This window comes from Siminovitchia fortis, assembly GCF_003605365.2.
Classification (GTDB): domain Bacteria; phylum Bacillota; class Bacilli; order Bacillales; family Bacillaceae_C; genus Siminovitchia; species Siminovitchia fortis.
The window spans coordinates 33,705-51,260 of sequence record NZ_QYTU02000001.1; the positions used below are offsets into that span (position 1 = coordinate 33,705).

17 protein-coding genes and 1 riboswitch are annotated in these 17,556 nt (G+C 43.4%); of the genes, 1 reads left to right on the forward strand and 16 read right to left on the reverse strand.

The genetic code is table 11. The features are described 5' to 3' along the window. Positions 1 to 68: 68 nt before the first annotated feature. The 3 genes from D4N35_RS00205 to D4N35_RS00215 form a co-directional block, all read right to left on the reverse strand. The gene (locus D4N35_RS00205) at positions 69 to 524 is read right to left on the reverse strand and encodes a DUF2663 family protein (RefSeq protein WP_164876239.1); all 456 of its coding nucleotides are present in this window, start codon (positions 522 to 524) and stop codon (positions 69 to 71) included. A gap of 69 nt (positions 525 to 593) precedes the next feature. Continuing rightward, on the reverse strand, positions 594 to 1,226 hold the full coding sequence (locus D4N35_RS00210) for a LysM peptidoglycan-binding domain-containing protein (RefSeq protein ID WP_164876240.1): 633 nt from the start codon (positions 1,224 to 1,226) through the stop codon (positions 594 to 596). 14 nt (positions 1,227 to 1,240) lie between these two features. Further along, on the reverse strand, positions 1,241 to 1,828 hold the full coding sequence (locus D4N35_RS00215) for a CPBP family intramembrane glutamic endopeptidase (RefSeq protein ID WP_120068134.1): 588 nt from the start codon (positions 1,826 to 1,828) through the stop codon (positions 1,241 to 1,243). A gap of 313 nt (positions 1,829 to 2,141) precedes the next feature. Between D4N35_RS00215 and D4N35_RS00220 the strand changes: the two genes are divergently transcribed. Beyond that, on the forward strand, positions 2,142 to 2,390 hold the full coding sequence (locus D4N35_RS00220) for a ferredoxin (protein ID WP_120068136.1): 249 nt from the start codon (positions 2,142 to 2,144) through the stop codon (positions 2,388 to 2,390). Positions 2,391 to 2,424: 34 nt separating this feature from the next. Here D4N35_RS00220 and D4N35_RS00225 read toward each other — a convergent pair whose 3' ends face one another. The 13 genes from D4N35_RS00225 to D4N35_RS00285 form a co-directional block, all read right to left on the reverse strand. Beyond that, positions 2,425 to 5,427 carry an efflux RND transporter permease subunit gene (locus D4N35_RS00225; protein ID WP_120068139.1) on the reverse strand — a complete coding sequence of 1,001 codons (3,003 nt, stop codon included), beginning with the start codon at positions 5,425 to 5,427 and terminating at the stop codon, positions 2,425 to 2,427. Between the two features lie 158 nt (positions 5,428 to 5,585). After that, a complete protein-coding gene (locus D4N35_RS00230) occupies positions 5,586 to 6,167 on the reverse strand; it encodes an ECF transporter S component (RefSeq protein ID WP_120068143.1) in 582 nt (193 codons plus the stop codon). Between the two features lie 159 nt (positions 6,168 to 6,326). Then, positions 6,327 to 6,462, reverse strand: a riboswitch (FMN riboswitch). A gap of 195 nt (positions 6,463 to 6,657) precedes the next feature. Next, on the reverse strand, positions 6,658 to 8,436 hold the full coding sequence (locus D4N35_RS00235) for an ATP-binding protein (protein WP_120068146.1): 1,779 nt from the start codon (positions 8,434 to 8,436) through the stop codon (positions 6,658 to 6,660). Beyond that, on the reverse strand, positions 8,433 to 9,149 hold the full coding sequence (locus tag D4N35_RS00240; protein ID WP_120068149.1) for a response regulator transcription factor: 717 nt from the start codon (positions 9,147 to 9,149) through the stop codon (positions 8,433 to 8,435). Before D4N35_RS00240 ends, D4N35_RS00235 begins: the two co-directional genes overlap by 4 nt. A 106-nt stretch (positions 9,150 to 9,255) precedes the next feature. Next, the gene (gene ccsB, locus D4N35_RS00245; RefSeq protein WP_120068152.1) at positions 9,256 to 10,449 is read right to left on the reverse strand and encodes a c-type cytochrome biogenesis protein CcsB; all 1,194 of its coding nucleotides are present in this window, start codon (positions 10,447 to 10,449) and stop codon (positions 9,256 to 9,258) included. After that, complete coding sequence (gene resB, locus D4N35_RS00250) at positions 10,446 to 12,089, reverse strand: cytochrome c biogenesis protein ResB (RefSeq protein ID WP_120068155.1); 1,644 nt, start codon at positions 12,087 to 12,089, stop codon at positions 10,446 to 10,448. Before resB ends, ccsB begins: the two co-directional genes overlap by 4 nt. Before the next feature lie 6 nt (positions 12,090 to 12,095). Beyond that, positions 12,096 to 12,641, reverse strand: coding sequence for a thiol-disulfide oxidoreductase ResA (gene resA / locus D4N35_RS00255; protein WP_120068158.1), 546 nt, complete (start codon positions 12,639 to 12,641; stop codon positions 12,096 to 12,098). 120 nt (positions 12,642 to 12,761) lie between these two features. Beyond that, positions 12,762 to 13,487, reverse strand: a complete 726-nt coding sequence (locus tag D4N35_RS00260; RefSeq protein ID WP_120068161.1) for a pseudouridine synthase — start codon at positions 13,485 to 13,487, stop codon at positions 12,762 to 12,764. A gap of 128 nt (positions 13,488 to 13,615) precedes the next feature. Further along, entirely contained in the window at positions 13,616 to 14,149 is a 534-nt protein-coding gene (locus tag D4N35_RS00265; RefSeq protein WP_120068164.1) for a spore maturation protein, read from the reverse strand. A 2-nt stretch (positions 14,150 to 14,151) separates the two neighbouring features. Next, positions 14,152 to 14,745, reverse strand: a complete 594-nt coding sequence (locus D4N35_RS00270) for a nucleoside recognition domain-containing protein (RefSeq protein WP_120068167.1) — start codon at positions 14,743 to 14,745, stop codon at positions 14,152 to 14,154. Then, entirely contained in the window at positions 14,742 to 15,875 is a 1,134-nt protein-coding gene (locus D4N35_RS00275) for a D-alanyl-D-alanine carboxypeptidase family protein (RefSeq protein WP_120068170.1), read from the reverse strand. Before D4N35_RS00275 ends, D4N35_RS00270 begins: the two co-directional genes overlap by 4 nt. 272 nt (positions 15,876 to 16,147) lie before the next feature. Beyond that, entirely contained in the window at positions 16,148 to 16,732 is a 585-nt protein-coding gene (gene scpB / locus D4N35_RS00280; protein ID WP_120068174.1) for an SMC-Scp complex subunit ScpB, read from the reverse strand. Beyond that, a complete protein-coding gene (locus D4N35_RS00285) occupies positions 16,719 to 17,477 on the reverse strand; it encodes a segregation/condensation protein A (RefSeq protein ID WP_120068177.1) in 759 nt (252 codons plus the stop codon). The genes scpB and D4N35_RS00285 overlap by 14 nt, the downstream gene beginning before the upstream one ends. Positions 17,478 to 17,556: the final 79 nt, after the last annotated feature.

Genomic DNA, 17,556 nt, shown 5'->3' on the forward strand with positions numbered 1-17,556 from the left:
CGGTTAGCATATAATCATGAAATAGCCTTATATTATTCCAATCCCACAGGATTCCTTCCCGGGCCATTTCACTTGCTTTCGTAATATAAATTGATATCGTACTTTTTTTTCATTTCATCAAACACGCGGTGACGGCTGGGCCAGTGTTCTTCGTTCCAAATATCTTGGCTTTTTTCGATAATTTCACATCTTAAATCATGAAATTCCGTTTCGGCTTTCTCTTTTTTCTCGAAATAAAATTTTAAAGCCCCGAACAGCAGGACCGCCATTAAAAAAAGCAAAATCAGATGGTTTGTCCCAAGCAATGCCGTAATACTGTTCATGATGGAGTATCCATTTGGAACGATGACGAGCGTGTAGCAGATAAATAACAGGGTCAGACAATATAGTATAAAAAAAGACAGAATAAAGAAATGTGTATTTTTATAATGGTCATATTTCATTTTTTTCTCAATCAAGTGCTGGATCATTCTTTTTGTTGCTTCGTCCACCTGTTCATCAAGCGTAAGCATAATTTTGTCCATGCCATGCCCTCCATGAAAAAAGCCTCTCATCCTAATCGTATGAGGGGCCAGTCCATTTTATGAAATTATTTAGGGCAGCGGTATTTTCAATGTTTGGCCTACGCTGATTTCGTTGCCTGCCAAACCGTTTGCCTGCCGGATCTTTTCAACGCCTTCCTGGGAATTATAATATTTCATCGCAATCCGGAAAAGGTTTTCCCCCTGTTGGACCGTATGATAGGTGACTTTTTCTCCAGGATTATCTTCATTTTGTTCGTCCTGCTTTTCTACAGGCGGCTTTTCAGTTTCCGCAGTCTTCTCTTCGCTTTTTACAGGATCCTCTTTTTTGACTTCGCCTTTCTTATCTTCTTTGTCCGATTCATCAGCTGATTTTGGCGTTTCCTTCTCTTTTTTGTCTTTCGTTTCAGGCTCCGGTTCATTCACCGGATCTTCTGTTTCAAAAGACACTTCCTCCCCTGAACTCCCGCTGACAGGATTTGCTTTTGAGCTTCCGTTGTTGATGATGGACAGGATGCCGATCGGAAGCATCAGTAAAATCAACAAAAGAACAAGCGGGACGGACACTTTCATTTTCTTTTTATTCCCGGGCTTTCTCTTTTTACCGTGATATTCAGCTCTTGAAGGGAGCTCACCTTTTCCTGCAACGCGTTCATTTTCTTTATGGTCTTTTTGCCAATCGCCGCTATTTTGATTCATTTCCATCTTTAATCCCCTCTTTACAAATCCTTTCGGAAAGAACCGAATTTTATATATATCCCCAACAAACAGTCTATGGTAAAATGCATGGCAATAACGGGCCATAACAGCCGATCAGCCATCTCGTACACGATGCCAATCCAGAAGCTCAGTATAATGACGTTCACCATTAAATACCAATGTGTCCAGTATCGTAAATGTATGACGGCAAATAAGATGCTTGCAGCCACAAGTCCGATCGACGTTTGCACAATCCCCCGAAACAGCAGCTCCTCGGTAAATGCAACAACGAGCGCAACAAGGGGGATTTGCCAAAAAGGCATCGCTTTAAATATTTTATTATTGATTCCGCCATCATCATAATATCTTTCCGGCAATAAATTCATCAACATGATGTCGATACCTGCAACTGCCGCCCCGTTAACGACTCCCCAGAAAACCCACCTGGAATCAAATTTGAATCTCAATAAAATGTCAGCGATATCGAAAAAAATTGCTCCTGCTATAAGGGAAACCATAAGCAAAATCAATTGGGTCAGGTACAAATGGGCTGTAAGTTCCCGATGGGTCATCTGCTTGATAAGATTTGCCTGTCTGCTTTGTCTCATATACAATCACTCTTTTTTTAAAAAGCGTTAATCCATCATATGTATGGTAATGCCATCCATTTTATTACCTGTCATATTTTTTATAAATTGTACGGAGCGCATTGGGGAAAAATAGCATCATGCCGTTTTCTCTTTGATTTTATCATGAATCGGTTGTTTCGACTATGTTCTCTATGATCTTCCGATAAATAAAATAGTTCGACAATGTTGAAATGTTGTTTCTGGAGGATTAATATATGTATAGAAATAAATCTTTTTCGATTGCATGTTTTTTAAACAGCATTGACATAGATAAGTGATGGGAGGATGAAAAGTGGCCAAGTTTACTATGGTCGACCAAGATACGTGCATTGCCTGCGGTGCTTGCGGAGCGGCGGCTCCTGATATATATGACTATGATGATGAAGGATTGGCATATGTCGTCCTTGATGACAATAAAGGGATTGCGGAAGTGCCTGATATTTTGGAAGATGATATGATGGATGCTTTTGAGGGCTGCCCGACCGAATCCATTAAGGTCGCCGACGAACCATTTGACGGAGATCCATTGAAATTCGAATAGATTTTAAAGAGGGAGCAATCGCTCCCTCTTCTCTTTACATTGCAATGTCAGATTCTTTCGCCAGCCGCTGTTTTTTTGCTTTTTTAAAATGAAATAGCTCATATACCACAGGAATGATGACCAATGTCAGCAAAGTGGCAACCGATAATCCGCCAATCACAACAACCGCCAGACCTTTGGAAACGAGGCTTCCCATCTCCTCCTTGCCCATCAAAAGCGGAATCATGGCAAAGATGGTGGCCAAAGCTGTCATGATGATCGGACGGAACCTTGTAGCTCCGGCCTCAAGCAAAGCTTCTCGAATCGGCATCGTCTTTTCGTTCTGCCTTACCCGGTCAAGTAAGACAATGGCATTTGTAACAACAATCCCAATCAACATAAGCGCCCCGATCATAGCTCCGATATCAATTGGTGTCCGGGAAACAAGCAGTCCAAGAATAGCTCCAATCAAGGCCAATGGCAATGTGAACAAAATGACAAGCGGTGCCCGGAGCGTTTTAAATGTCAGGACCATGATCAAGTAGACAAGACCGATGGAGACAGCCATCAATTGGAATAATTCCATAAATTGTTCCGACTGCGCACTCGCTGCTCCTCCATATTCCAATGAAATGCCATCAGGCAAAGACAATTTTCCAGCCTTCATATTGACCTCGCTTGCTATTTTAGACAGGTTTTTCGGATCTGCCTCCACGCTGACGCGAACATATTCCTTGCCGTCTTTACGAAGAACACTTGTCGGCTTCTCCGCTCTCTCGATTTTTGCAATGGATGAAAGCTTCACCGGCTTTTCACCAGTCATCACAGAAATATCCTTTAGCTCTTTCTCTGATTTGGGATGGATGGAGCTGTCAAGCATAACCGGCGTATCCTTGCCCTCCACCTTGATCATGCCGATTGGAAATGGATTAAGCAGCATCTGTACTTGCCCGGCCACTTCCTCTGTGTTTGCTTTCTTTTGATTAATATTAATATCATAGACTGTTTTAAGCTCATTTTGATTGCTTGTCACTTTTTCTACTCCATCGATTCCTTTCACTTCATCCATCACTTGCTTGGATGCTTCGATTAATTTGCTGGCGTCGTTGCCGACAACATCCAACGTGATGGTTGAATCACTGAAATTCACCATGGATACCATCATGATGTCGAAATCCGCTTCAGGGTATTTCTCTTTTTGCTTTTCAATTTTTTTCATCACTTTTTCTGTACTGGCGTCTTCTTTCATCACTACGTGGAAACTCCCCTGGTTTTGCGAATTGACCTGGCTGAATTGGGCATCTTCAGGGTTCGATCCAAGAAATGTGATGACCTCTTTCACTTCGGGTTGCTCCGTCAAAAAGGACTCGAATTCAAAAGCTTCATCTTTTACTTTTGAAAAAGGCACAGCATCCGGATAGACAACACTTATTGAAACATCATTGTCAGAAGCATCCGCAGCTCCCTTTGGCATGACAGCGTACATGCCAACAGCTCCGATAAAGATAAAGAGTGAAAGTAAAAGCGGTACCCATTTATGCCTTAAGGACCAATCCAATATTTTCATATACCGTTTCGGTTTTTTATACACAGGCATTTTTCCCTGTTTCAGCATACGTGAGCTCATAAGCGGAACAACAACCAATGCAACAAGGAGTGAGGATAGAAGCGCATATGTAATTGTCAGCGCAAATGGAAGCAATAATTCCTCAAGTGACTTCACAAGTCCCATTGGCAAAAACACAGCAACCGTTGTCAAGGTTGATGAGGTGATGGCTGCTGCCACTTCCTTTGTTGAGCCTACTATCACTTCTTTCGAAAAATTACCGTTTTGGACTTTTCGGAATATGTTCTCTATCACAACAATACTGTCATCGACAAGCCGGCCCACGGCAACGGCAACAGCCCCAATAGTTAAAATGTTCAATGTAATGCCTGATTGTGAAAGCAGAAATAATGTCAACCCAAGAGACAGCGGAATGCTTACTATAGTGATGAGCGTCATCCTGATATGCCGTAAAAAGACGAAAATCACAATTGTGGCGAATAAAGCCCCGAGCAGTACTGCCTGCATCATGCTGTCTACAGAATTTGTGATAAATTCTGAAAACGAAACGAGCATAGATGCTTCTATAAGCGGACCAAATTCCTTATTCACTTTTTCCATAGTCTGGTTCACTTTTTTACCGACCGAAACTGCATTGGCATTCGACTCTTTATGGAGAAGTAAAGCCACTGCTTCCTCCCCATTCACCCGGGTAAAAAATGTTTCACTGGAGTCGCTGATACTTACCTTTGCAATATCCTTTAGCCGAGTCTCCGCTGCAATCTGCATGTTCTCAAGTTCTTTTATCCCTTCTATCTGGCCAATCACTTTAAGATTGGCTTTTCTGTCACCAACTGTTTCTTCGCCCACTGCTACTGCCAAATTTTTCCCTTGAAGAAGCCCCATCAATGCTTGAATAGGGATGTTAAAATCAGACATTTTTTTCTGGTCAAGCGTGATGTTCACCTGTGTTTGCTGTTTTCCATAAACAAGCACATCCGATACTCCTGAGAGTCCCTGAAACATTGGTATAATCTCATTTTCAACTTTTTCCATCTCATCTCGATTGGCACCTTTTGGAAAGGAAAGACCGACTTGCCATAAAGGAATCATATCTATGTTCAATTGTGAGACGATTGGTTTGGAATATCCCTCCGGAAGTTCAACGCCTGTTAATGCCTCCTGAACCTGGGTTTTGGCTTCTTTCATATCCATTGAAGGATCGAGTGTAATATCGATGGATGAATACCCATCCGCAGATGTGGAAAAAACATCTTTTTTACCTTTGACTGAACCAACGGCTTTCTCAATCGGCTTTGTAACCTGTTCAGCCATGGTATCTGCATCCGTCCCTTGCCCCATGACAATGACTGTTACTGCAGGATTATTTGCAGCAGGCAAAAATTCCTTTGGCAATGTAAAATAACTGAGAGTTCCGAGCCCTAAAGTCAAAACAATCAGCAAAATGACAGCTGCCCTGTTTCTCAATGCCCAATTTGTAAACCAGATCATTCATTTCCCCCCAAAAAGTATAATACCCAACAACATCAGTATAGTTTATTTATTGATTGATCATATAGACTTAAGTCGTAATTTTTCTTACTACTTTGTATTTAGTAAGATTAAAAATAAGAGCCAGCAATGAAAAGCTTCATTGCTGGCTCTCTCAGTTATATATTCCGGTAAACCACTTGCTTGTCAATCCAGTTGCGCATGCGGCTGTATACCAATAGAAATACCATTGCTACAATCAGCCCTTTGATGATGTTAAATGGGAGGATTGCCGCTACAACCAGCTGGCGGAGATCCGAAGTGGACATCGGGTCCCATCCAAGCAAAAGTATATAAGCAGGCAGGATGGCCACATAGTTCAGCACACTCATGAAAACTGCCATAAATATCGTTCCGAAGATTAACGATACGGCTAATCCCCATTTCATTTTCAACTTTTTGAATACATAATAAGTTGGTAAAACGAACATGATCCCTGCCAGGAAGTTCGCAAAATTTCCAACCGGAATGCCGGCTTCACTGCCGATCATTAAATAATCGATAATATTTTTAATCAATTCAACTAATATTGCTGCAAGCGGACCAAACATCAACGCAGCGATCAGTGCAGGAATATCGCTGAAGTCCACTGTCAGATAGGCCGGAAACGGCGGGATTGGGAATTTAATGAGCATCAGTACAAAAGATAGGCTGCTCAGCATCCCGATTGCTACAAATGACCTCGTATTGAATTTTCTCAAAATCCTCTCTCCTTTGAGATTCATCCCATGTCGAAGAAAGGTTAGCCCAAATCGCTGCCTAAAATGAAAAATCCCTCAAAGTTCCAAACTTTTGAGGGAGAATTAAGGCATGTTCGAATAAACGTTCAAATTACTGCATTTTGAACGTACAGCGGCTACCTTCATCTTCTCCCATCCAGACTATACTGTCGGCTTTGGAATTGCACCAAATCCTGCCTTTACCAGGCTCGCGGGCTCAGAGACCTGTCGTCTCATTACCGCCGGTCGGGAATTTCACCACGCCCCGAAGATGAATCGTATATGTTGTTAGGATTTATTATACAACAAGAGTCCTGATTTGTGAAGATATATGTCAAAAACGTTTTTGTTTTACGCTTTTAGCATTTGGCTTATATGTAAAAGCTGCACTTGACAATCAAATGCAGCTCCTTCTATTTTACGATATGTTACGCATGAAACAAGATTAGACGCCAATCTTCTGCATTATTCTTCATTGTCTATTTGGGAGAAAAAGAGTAAAAGTCGTTCCTTCCCCAAGCTTGCTTGCCACTGTCAACTGGCCTTGATGCGCATTGACAATGTTTTTGGCAATGGCCAGCCCGAGCCCCGTACCGGCCCTTCCTCTCGTTCGGGCCTTGTCCGCTTTGTAAAAGCGTTCAAAAACAAATGGCAGATCCTCCTCTGGTATCCCGGTTCCATCATCTTCAACCGATATCGTGATTCCGCCTTTTACAACGGACTGGGTAACTGTTATTTTGCCATTTTCATGAGTATATCTTATTGCATTATCTATCAGATTCGTTAACACCTGCTCAATTTTGTCGGGATCAAGCGAAAACATGATACCTTCTTTTTCAATATGGCTTTTCAGCTCAATATTATTGTCACGTGCGATTGTTTGAAATTTAGAGGTGATCCTATCGACAAATGCACCGACATCCACTTCTTCGAAATTCAGAGTGATATGGCCCGCTTCCATTCTTGCCAAATCAAGCAGTTCATTGACGAGGCGCCCAATCCTCAGTGATTCGTCATAAATGATTTTAATGATTTCCTGCTTTTCCTCTTCGGATCCTGCAATATCATCTATGATTGCCTCACTGTACCCCTGAAGCATCGCAATAGGGGTACGGAGTTCATGTGACACGTTTGCAACAAAGTCAATTCTTAGTTTATCCAACTGGCGTTCCTCTGTCATGTCCCTTATTACAGCCACTGCCCCGCGGACGCTTTTTTGATCATGCGTGTACAATGGGCTGACAATCACAACATAATACCGTCCCTGAATCGACAGTTCACCCGTATGTTCTTTTTCATCAGCTACCGCCTGTCCCAAAAGCTCCGCCATTTCAGGTGGAATCGGGCCATTCGATTCACTGCCGTCAATAGGCCACTGCTGCAAAAATCTTTCAGCCGGCGGGTTCGTGATCAAAATTGTGCCATCACGGCTGAACGTCATCACTCCATCTGCCATACTGCTTAAAATATTGGTCAGCTGTTCCTTCTCCTGCCTTAAAACGTTCATATTGAATTTCAGGCGTTTACCCATTTGATTGAAAGCGATGGCCAATTCCCCGATTTCATCATGGCTCAGGAACGGAATTCTCGTATCAAAGTTCCCTTTTGACAATTCTAATGCGGCTTCTTTCATTTTACGCAGCGGCGCGGTGATCCTGGTAGATAAGAAGAAAGCGAAAAAGGTCGTCAAAACAATCGCTATTCCGGCAGCCAGCAATATGAGATTAGCTGTCTGCTTCGTTGTTTCTTTCAATACTCCCAACGACTGGTATATAAAAATGGCGCCAGTCTCATTATCGTTCAGGTGCAGCGGTACACCGGCCACGATGTAGTTTTTAAACCTGCTTCCGGGGTCATGAACATCAGACATCGACAGTTCTTTCTTGATCACTTTCTGTTCAGTGAATACCTTGCCCAATTCTTTATCGTTTAAAAATACGTACGGGGGGATCTTGTTGCTTTCATTTGTGTCGGGAGAATAATGAAACCGCTCTTTATCGTATGCAATAGCAACTGCCATGGGATCGTCCACGATTTCAAAGACAATTTCCTCTCCAAGTCCGTCATTTCGATGAGATTCAATGATCCCCGATATTTTTTCAGCTGTATCTGATAAACTTTGTTCAATTTGGTCTACATGATATTTTTCAAAAAACTGTATCAGTAAAATGGTAAGAATGATTAAAACAAAGGAGACCAGCAGCAGAATGGTCATCCATAGCTTCCCGACAACGCTGCGCCAAAGTCTCATTCATTGCCTGCCTCAAATTTATAACCGACTCCCCAAACAGTGACAATCATTCCTGCTGCTTTTTCCGAGACGCGATTCAACTTCTCACGCAATCTCTTTATGTGAGTGTCCACTGTTCTCAAGTCGCCAAAAAATTCATATTGCCAAACTTCTTTTAATAAATGCTCGCGGTCAAATACCTTGTCAGGTGATTTGGCCAAAAAGTGAAGTAGCTCATATTCTTTCGGCGTCAGATTCACTTCTTTGCCGTCGGCGGTAACTCTATGGGCATCATGGTCGATCGACAAATGCGGATAGACAATAATATCGCGTGCTGTCGGGTCAGTCTGGAGAAAGCTTGTCTGCGAAGATCTTCTCAGCACCGCCTTCACCCTCAAGACAACTTCTCTTGGGCTGAACGGCTTGACAATGTAATCATCAGCCCCCACTTCAAAGCCTTGGACCCTGTTTGCTTCTTCTCCTTTTGCAGTCAGCATGATGATGGGAGTCGCTTTTTCTTCGCGAAGCTCTTTGCAAACTTCAATTCCGTCTTTTTTCGGCATCATTAGATCAAGCAAAATACAGTGATAGTCATTATTCAACGCCATCTCGAGCGCCTCTTCACCATCCGCCGCCTCATCGATTATATAGTTTTCACGTTCAAGATACATTTTTAATAATCTGCGGATGCGGTCTTCATCATCTACAACCAAAATTTTGACTTCTTGTTCCATTTTTCTTTCCCCCTTGCCTTCATCTTAGCGTACTTACTTACTATTGTATAAGAAAAACGCCCACACCTAAAGAGTGAGGGCTTTGAGCACCAAATTCCGCACTTAATCATGCATAGGAATGAAGGCCCGCGATGATCAAGTTGACGAACACCAAGTTGAAAATGATGATTGCAATCCCGACGACTGCAAGCCACGCAGATCTTTCCCCGTGCCATCCCCTTGATAGCCGCAAATGAAGAAATGCGGCATAGAAGAGGAATGTGATCAGTGCCCATACTTCCTTAGGATCCCATCCCCAGAACCTCGTCCAGGCAATCTGTGCCCAAATCATGGCAAAAATGAGACCGCCAAGCGTAAATACCGGGAAGCCAATCAAGACAGACCTGTACCCGATCTCGTCGACAAGATCAAGGTTGACATTTTTGACGAGCGGCTTTAACAGCAGGCTTACCCGTTTCCTGGTGACAAGGCGAATCAGCAGGTAAAGTATTGTGCCGGCAATTACTGTCCATATAACGGTGTTCAATTTCTTTGCGTTAACGATAGCCGGCATGGTTACAAGCGGGTTCATCCGGTCCTTGGTCAGCAGCTCGCCTTCATGCGGGCCCACAAGGGCGGGCATCTGATAATTTGCTTCAGCCGGCCGGCCATTTTTATCCACCCAGGCGAAATCTGCATTATAATGGGCTAAACTGAACGATGTTGAAATAATGATAAAAGCGATAGTCGCGACAACACAGTACATGATCACTTCAAGCCAAAAAGATCTTTTATCCTTTACTGTAGGGTCAACAGATTTTAGCAGATAAATAATGCCGGCCACAAAGCTGATAGACAGAATAGCCTGGCCTGCTGCCGCTGTTGTGACATGAATATGCAGCCAGTCACTTTTCAATGCGGGAATAAGCGGTGTGACTTCCCTGGGAAACATGCTCCCATAAGCGATTAAAAGAAAAGCGGTCGGCAATGCAAACAACCCAAGCACATTCAGCTTATAAATAAAGAATAGGAGAATGAACGCAGCAACAATCATCATCCCGAAAAAAGTTGTAAATTCGAAAAGGTTACTGACAGGTGCATGTCCGGCTGCAATCCACCTTGTAATGAAATAACCAATCTGGGATATGAAGCCGATCATTGTTGCAAAGATTGCGAGCACTCCCCAGCGGTTAACACCCGTCTGCTTTTCCCTCCCCCTTTTATCGCGAATCGCTCCGCTGAAAAGGAAGGTTGCAACAAGATATAAAATAAGTGAAGCATATAGCAAATTGCTGCTTATTTGGACGAGTCCTGTCATCATGTATTCCCACTTTCTTTTCCTTTATTTTCTCCGGTCTGGTCTATGACATCTGGTATAGAAGTATCTTTAATAAGATCAGATATATCTTTTTTCAAACCATGCCAGTTTTTATTCGTATGTCCGGCAATTAAAATTTCGCCGTCTTTGCGCTGAAGCCAGATCCTCCGGTGCATCCAGAACGAGCCTTGAATGACACCTATCATAAAGATGGCGCCACCGACACCCAAAATCCACAGGGTCATGTCTTTTCTGACAGTGAGTGCAGTTGCATTTCTTGTATCAATGCCCTTGAAAGCCATTTTATAATCGGTTTCCCCCAGCGGTTCCACCGTCTGCCTGATGGCTGTAAAGCTGACTTCCCCCTCAGGGTGTTCCGGAGAAATCATGTTAAATACAAAGGCAGGGTTGTTTGGATTTGGTGATTTTGTCTGGGGCTCCCCATTCTCGGCAAAGCCCGAGAAATCCGGATAATAGCCGATCAGTTCTACCTTATATCCATTCCCCAAATCGTAGCTGTCCTTTGGATCAAACAGATCGATCGTCACTTCTCCGTAACCCTTTTCCTGCTTCTTGTTCATAAGGGTAAACGTCATTGATTGAAATTCATCTTCCCTGTAGCTCGTCTGATAAACGGCAAAATGATCGAATTTCAGCGGCTCATTTACACGTATTTTCGCCTTTTTCTTCTCGACAAGATCACTTTCGGATCCAAGGGTCTGTTCGGGATCACGTTTGTAAAGGACTACGTCGGATTGAAATTCTTTCACGACCGGGCCGGCTTTCTCCAGTGCTGAATTGTAGACTTCCTTATCTTTTTCCTTATCGTAAAATTCAACAGTGAATTTTTTGTTTTCCAAAACATATTCGTTGTTGGTCCCGGGGATTGTTTTCGTTTCCCCATCACGGAGCCAAAGCACTTCGTCCACATACATTCCGGGTACAAACCGCAGCATTCCGCCAATCAGGAATATGATCAGCCCGATATGGTTAACGTAGGGACCCCACCTTGAGAACCTTCCTTTTTCGGCAAGGATGCTTCCGTCTTTTTCCCGGATATTATATTTTTTATCCTTAAGGCCTTTTTTGAATTTTTCAATATCCCCATCCGAAATATTTATTTCCTTGCGGTTAAAAAGACGCTGCCTTTTCAAAAAGCCTTCATGCCGATCCACCCGCTGGTTTTTCAATGCCCTGTAAAGAGGAATCACCCTGTCCAGACTGCAAATGACGAGTGAAACTCCAATGGAAGCGATCAGCAGCAGGTACCACCAGGAACTGTATAAATCATGAAAGCCAAGCCAATAATATATTTGGCCGAAAACGCCGTACTCATCAGCATAATATTGTGCCGGATCGGCATTTGGCGGTATGTACATCACCTGGGGGAAAATGGTTCCGAACGCCGAAGCAATGAGTGTGATGACGATCAGCCAAATCCCTACTTTAACCGAGGAAAAAAAGTTCCAGGTTTTGTCGATAAATGTCCTGTTATATGTTTGTGACCGGCGTGCGCTCCCCTCATAACGCATGTCATGGAGATTTTCACGCTTTGCCTCCTCAGTGAGGGCACGGCCGCAAGATTCACACAAGATGGTTCCATGCGGATTTACGTGGCCGCAGACACATTTCACTTCATTCATATATAACTAGCTCCCCTTAGCAGGTTTAATACTCTCCATCATTTCCCTGATCTTTTGCTCTGTCAATTCGCCTTCCTCGACTTTTATAACCTCCCCTTGCGGATTTACCAAGAGGGTGGCAGGCAAGTTGAAGACACCGTACATGTTCATGATATCTTTGTTTTTATCTTTTAAAATCGGAAAATCCAAACCGTGTTTCTCCACAAACTTATTAATTAAAAATTCAGGTTCCCCGACATTTACTGCCAATATTTCAACACCCTGATCTTTGAATTCCTTATATTGGTTGTTCATATAAGGCATTTCCCGTTCACACGGCTTGCACCATGTACCCCAAAAGTTCAGAAATACGCCTTTGCCCTTATAGCTGGACAATTGATGCTTATCCCCATTAAGATCTTCCAGAACAAAATCCGGGGCCCTGTCACCTGCTGAAACTTTTGATCTTGATTCCTTCGTAAAGTTTGCATATAAAGTATAAATGACAGCAGCGGTCATTACTGTTAAAATGACAGTTCTGATGACCAGACGCCGCTTCTTTTTTGCAGCCATTTGAATGAAACAAACCTCCTTGGAGCACAGATATTCGACATACATTATATCACTATAAAAGTTCGGTTCAGGATTTTCATATGAAGGTTATGTGAAAACTGACTAAAAGTCCTATCACCATCATTGCCCTGTTTGGGCAAGAACTTTCAACTTTTTTACCTCATGGGGAGTCAATTCCCTGTATTCTCCTGCATTTAAACCATGAAGATTGAGAAAAGCAAGCTGTTCCCGTTTAAGCTTTAAAACAGGATGTCCTATCGCTTCCAACATTCTCCGGACCTGCCTGTTTCTTCCCTCATGGATGGTAAGCTCCACGATGGCACTGTTCTTTCTTTTGTCCACAGTTTGAAGCTTCACCTTTGCCGGGGCCGTTTTGCCGTCTTCAAGGAGAATTCCTCTTTCCAATTTTTTTAGTGCTTCACGTTCAGGGATCCCTTTTACCTTGGCAACATAGGTTTTCTTGATTTCATGCCGCGGATGCGTCAACAGATGAGTAAATTCGCCGTCATTGGACAATAACAGGAGTCCGGACGTATCATAGTCAAGACGTCCGACAGGATACACTCTTTCGGGAATTTGTGCAAAATAGTCTGTGACAACTTTTCGGTTTTTATCATCTTTTACAGCACTGATAACCCCCCGCGGCTTATAAAATAAAAAGTATTTTTTCTCTTCTTCTACAAGCGGAACGCCATTCACCTCTATTTTATCCGTTACGGCCACTTTCGTACCCAACTCGGTCACAACCTGGCCATTCACTTTCACTTTTCCGTCAGCGATCAGTTTCTCGGCATTTCGGCGCGAGGCTACTCCAGCCTGAGCGATGACCTTTTGCAATCTTTCCATTCTCTCACCTCAAGGATGCGTTTTCTGTATGAATTATTGCACACAAGAATGGAAAATCAAAGAATCTTAGCTTTTGGACAAAATTTTTTTAGGAATACAGATTTTTTAAGCAAAAAAAAACGCCCGACTTATAAGCCGAACATAATGGTTACAATGAGGATTGCTGCCGATATGCCTATGAAGTCCGCAAGCAGGCCGACTTTGATGGCATCTCCCATTTTTTTGATTCCCACTGCCCCAAAATAGACCGTCAAAACATAGAACGTTGTATCGGTGCTTCCCTGTATAGTGGAAGCCATCCGTCCGATCAGAGAGTCCGGTCCGTGTACCGATATGATATCACTCATCAACCCCAAAGCAGCTGTTCCGGAAATCGGCCTTATAAGGGCAAGCGGCACAACTTCTGCAGGCACGCCGATTTGATTCAGGATGGGCTTTGCGAGTCCTATGAAAAAATCCATTGCGCCTGAAGCCCTGAATACGGTGATGGCAACGAGCATTCCAACCAAAAAAGGAATGATGGAAACAGCGATCTTGATGCCCTCTTTACCCCCTTCAACAAAAGACTCATAAGTTGGAACTTTCTTCCATGTTCCGTAAAGCAAAATATAGGCTATGATGACCGGAACAATCCATAGCGAAATAACAGAGATCATTTGCATTGTCATTTATCTCCCTTTTTGGCCCGGCGATAGTAAAAATATCTGTCGAAGATGATAGCACCGGCAGTGGCGCAAATGGTCGCAACCAATGTAGGCCCTACAATGTCTGTCGGACCGGAGGAATTGTAGTTCATCCTGATGGCGATCACGGTTGTCGGTATTAAAGTCAGCCCGGAAGTATTCAATGCAAGGAAAGTAATCATCGACCTGCTTGCTGTAGACTTGCCGCCATTCAATGCCTTCAACTGTTCCATCGCCTTAATTCCAAGCGGAGTGGCAGCATTCCCAAGGCCAAACATATTGGCAATGATATTGGACAAAATATAGCCGACCGCCGGATGATCGCCCGGAACATCCGGAAAAAGTTTCAATATAATAGGCTTGAATAAATTGGATAGTTTTTGAAGCAAACCGGCATCCTGCGCAATCCGCATCATACCAAGCCAAAAAACGAGCACGCTGATCAATCCGATACAAAGCGTTACCGCCTCGTTGGCTGAAGCGAAAATCGCTTCATTCACTTCTTTCATCTTCCCGTTTGCTGCAGCAAAGATGAGCCCGATCACTGTCATTGCAACCCAAATAATATTGATCATGGCAATATGACCCCTGTCCGCCCAAAAAACAGGGCCTTCAGTTTTTTCTTCCACGACACTTTTTCCTGCTTTTCTTCCTCTGTTATATAAACCGGTATTTTGCGGACAGCTTGATCCTGTAAATAAATGACAGCCCTGCCCACCTCGCCATCTTTCGTTTTTCTCATGTCCTTGGGGGAAAGCAGCCTGTAACGAACGCGTACATCCTGGTATTCTTCTTTCATCAAGGGATAATACACCGGATCCTCTATAAATAACGTCCTTTTTCCTTTAAACGGCTGCACATCCTTCAATGGGCCTTCAGGCAAAATTTTCATCATTTTAAAATGGCCAAAACCGTACTCATACATGAATATATGGTCATTCCAGTCATCAGAGGCATTCAGTGTGACTGCAATCATATCCTTGTCCTTTTTCGAGGCTGTTGTGACAAGCGTCCTGCCGGCCCTTTTCGTATATCCGGTTTTCCCGCCGGTGGCATATTTGTATTTTTCGGTCAGCAGCCTGTTCTTATTTTTCCAATGCTGCGAACGGTCTTCGCGTTCAAAGGAATATACTTTTGTACCGGATATGGTGCGGAATGTTTCGTCATGCATCGCATAGCGCATGAGAAGGGCCATATCATAAGCCGTTGAATAATGCTTTTCACGACCGTCCAATCCAGAAGGATTGGAAAAAACGGTATTCGTCATGCCGATTTCTCTCGCTTTTTGATTCATCATGAAGACAAACCCCTCCATGCTGCCCCCCACATGCTCCGCAATGGCATTTGCTGCATCGTTGCCGGAGCGAAGCATCAACCCGTAAACCAGATCCCTTAATTTAATTTTTTCTCCCGGGACGAGATAGATGGATGAGCCTTCCGCATAAGCCGCTGAGCGGCTGACCTTCACGGTATCGTCCATTTTTCCGGATTCAATGGCGAGTATGGCTGTCATTATTTTTGTAATCGAGGCAATTCTACGGACTTCGTGCGGGTTTTTTTCAAAGAGGACCCTGCCTGTCTTCTGCTCCATCAAAACAGCACTGGAGGCGCTCACTGGCAAATCCGGATCTTCTTTTTGCGAAAAGGCGGAAAGCAATATTGCACTTATGATGATAATGACCAAAAAACCTTTCAAAGACGACATCCTCCCGCCCCTCTCGTACGTTTGTACAAGTCTATGCATCGAACGGGTCGATATGATAAAAAAAACGGAAGCGCCTCGATCAGCGTGGGCAAACAAGACGATTCCCGAGGAGGCAGTTCTTCAGCCACCACAGGGAAGCGGCTTGTGACCTCGAGGGGCTAGGCGCTGGAGCTGGACAAAGAATAGCTTCTTTTGAATAAATTTTTTCTAAGCAAGTTATACTTTTTTTACTTGTAAAAAAATAGCCCCCTTTCGGGAGCCATTTAATAAATTTATTCGCTTGTACCAGCTCTTAAATCATAGAGAGGGCCCGCTTCTGCAAGCTCCGGCTTTTGCTTGGCCGGCTCTGGCAATGGCGGCAGTTCTTTTATATCCCTCAATCCGAAATAGTCGAGAAACTCCCGGGTGGTGGCGTATAAAATGGCCCTGCCTATTCCTTCCCGTCTTCCCGCTTCCCTGATTAAGCCTTTCGCCAAAAGAGTTCGGAGCGGACGTTCCGTCTTCACCCCGCGGATTTCCTCAATTTCCACCCTTGTAATTGGCTGCTTGTAAGCAATAATTGCCAAAGTCTCTAATGCCGCCTGGGAAATGGAATCTGTTTGGGTGTTCTCCACAAGTTTTTGCAGGACAAAAGAAAATTTTCTTTTGGTCACAAGCTGGCACGTACCGGCAAGATTGGCGATCGTAAGGCCCCTATTTTCATCCGATTCATATTCATCACGTAGATCTTCAATTAATCTGTCCGCTTCCGTCTCAGATATATCAAGTGCTGTTCCAATCTGCTTTGGAGTCAACCCTTCATCCCCCGCAGCAAAGAGCAGACTTTCCAGTGCTGCTTTTAAATTAACTGCTTTCAAGTATTAATGGCTCCTCTCTTGCTGATAAATAAATTTCATCGAAATTATGATTTTGCGATACAATAATGGCATTGGATTTCATCAATTCCAGCATGGCCAGAAAAGTAATAATGATGAACTCCTTATCAGGGACATAGAAAAAGGAGGAAAAACTGAGCCTTGCTTCACTTTTTTCAAGTGCTGCCATTAATTCATCCATCCGTTGTTGAATCGTTATTTTGGGCCTGGCCACTTTGGCGGTCAATGGTTGTTTAATTCTTTTTCTCCTTAAAAGTTTATGATACGCGCCAATCATATCGTAAACCGTCACTGTAGATGCCTGGGCCTTGGGAAGTTCACCAGCAAACTGGGAAAGGTCGCTGGGAGGCTTTGTAAAAATCTCGCTTCTCGCACTTTCCTTTTGTTGGAAAAGCAACGCAGCTTCTTTGAATCTTTTATATTCGATCAGCTGTTCGACCAATTCCGTCCGCGGATCTTCATCTTCATTAGGCAGCTCCTCTTCCTGAGCCTCTTCATTTTGCGGAAGGAGCATTTTACTTTTTATTGACAGCAGCGTGGCCGACATGACAAGATATTCGCTTGCATGATCAAGCTCAAGCTCAGCCATCGTATGTATATATAAAAGATACTGATCCGTGATCTCCGCCATTGGAATATCATATATATCAATTTCCATCCGTTTGATCAAATGCAGCAGGAGATCCAATGGGCCTTCGAACACTTCTGTTTTAATTTGGTAAGACATAAAATATCACCAATTTCGACATAAACATTGATATTTCTACCTTATCATCATACAATACTTTCCTCCTGGTGTGGTCACT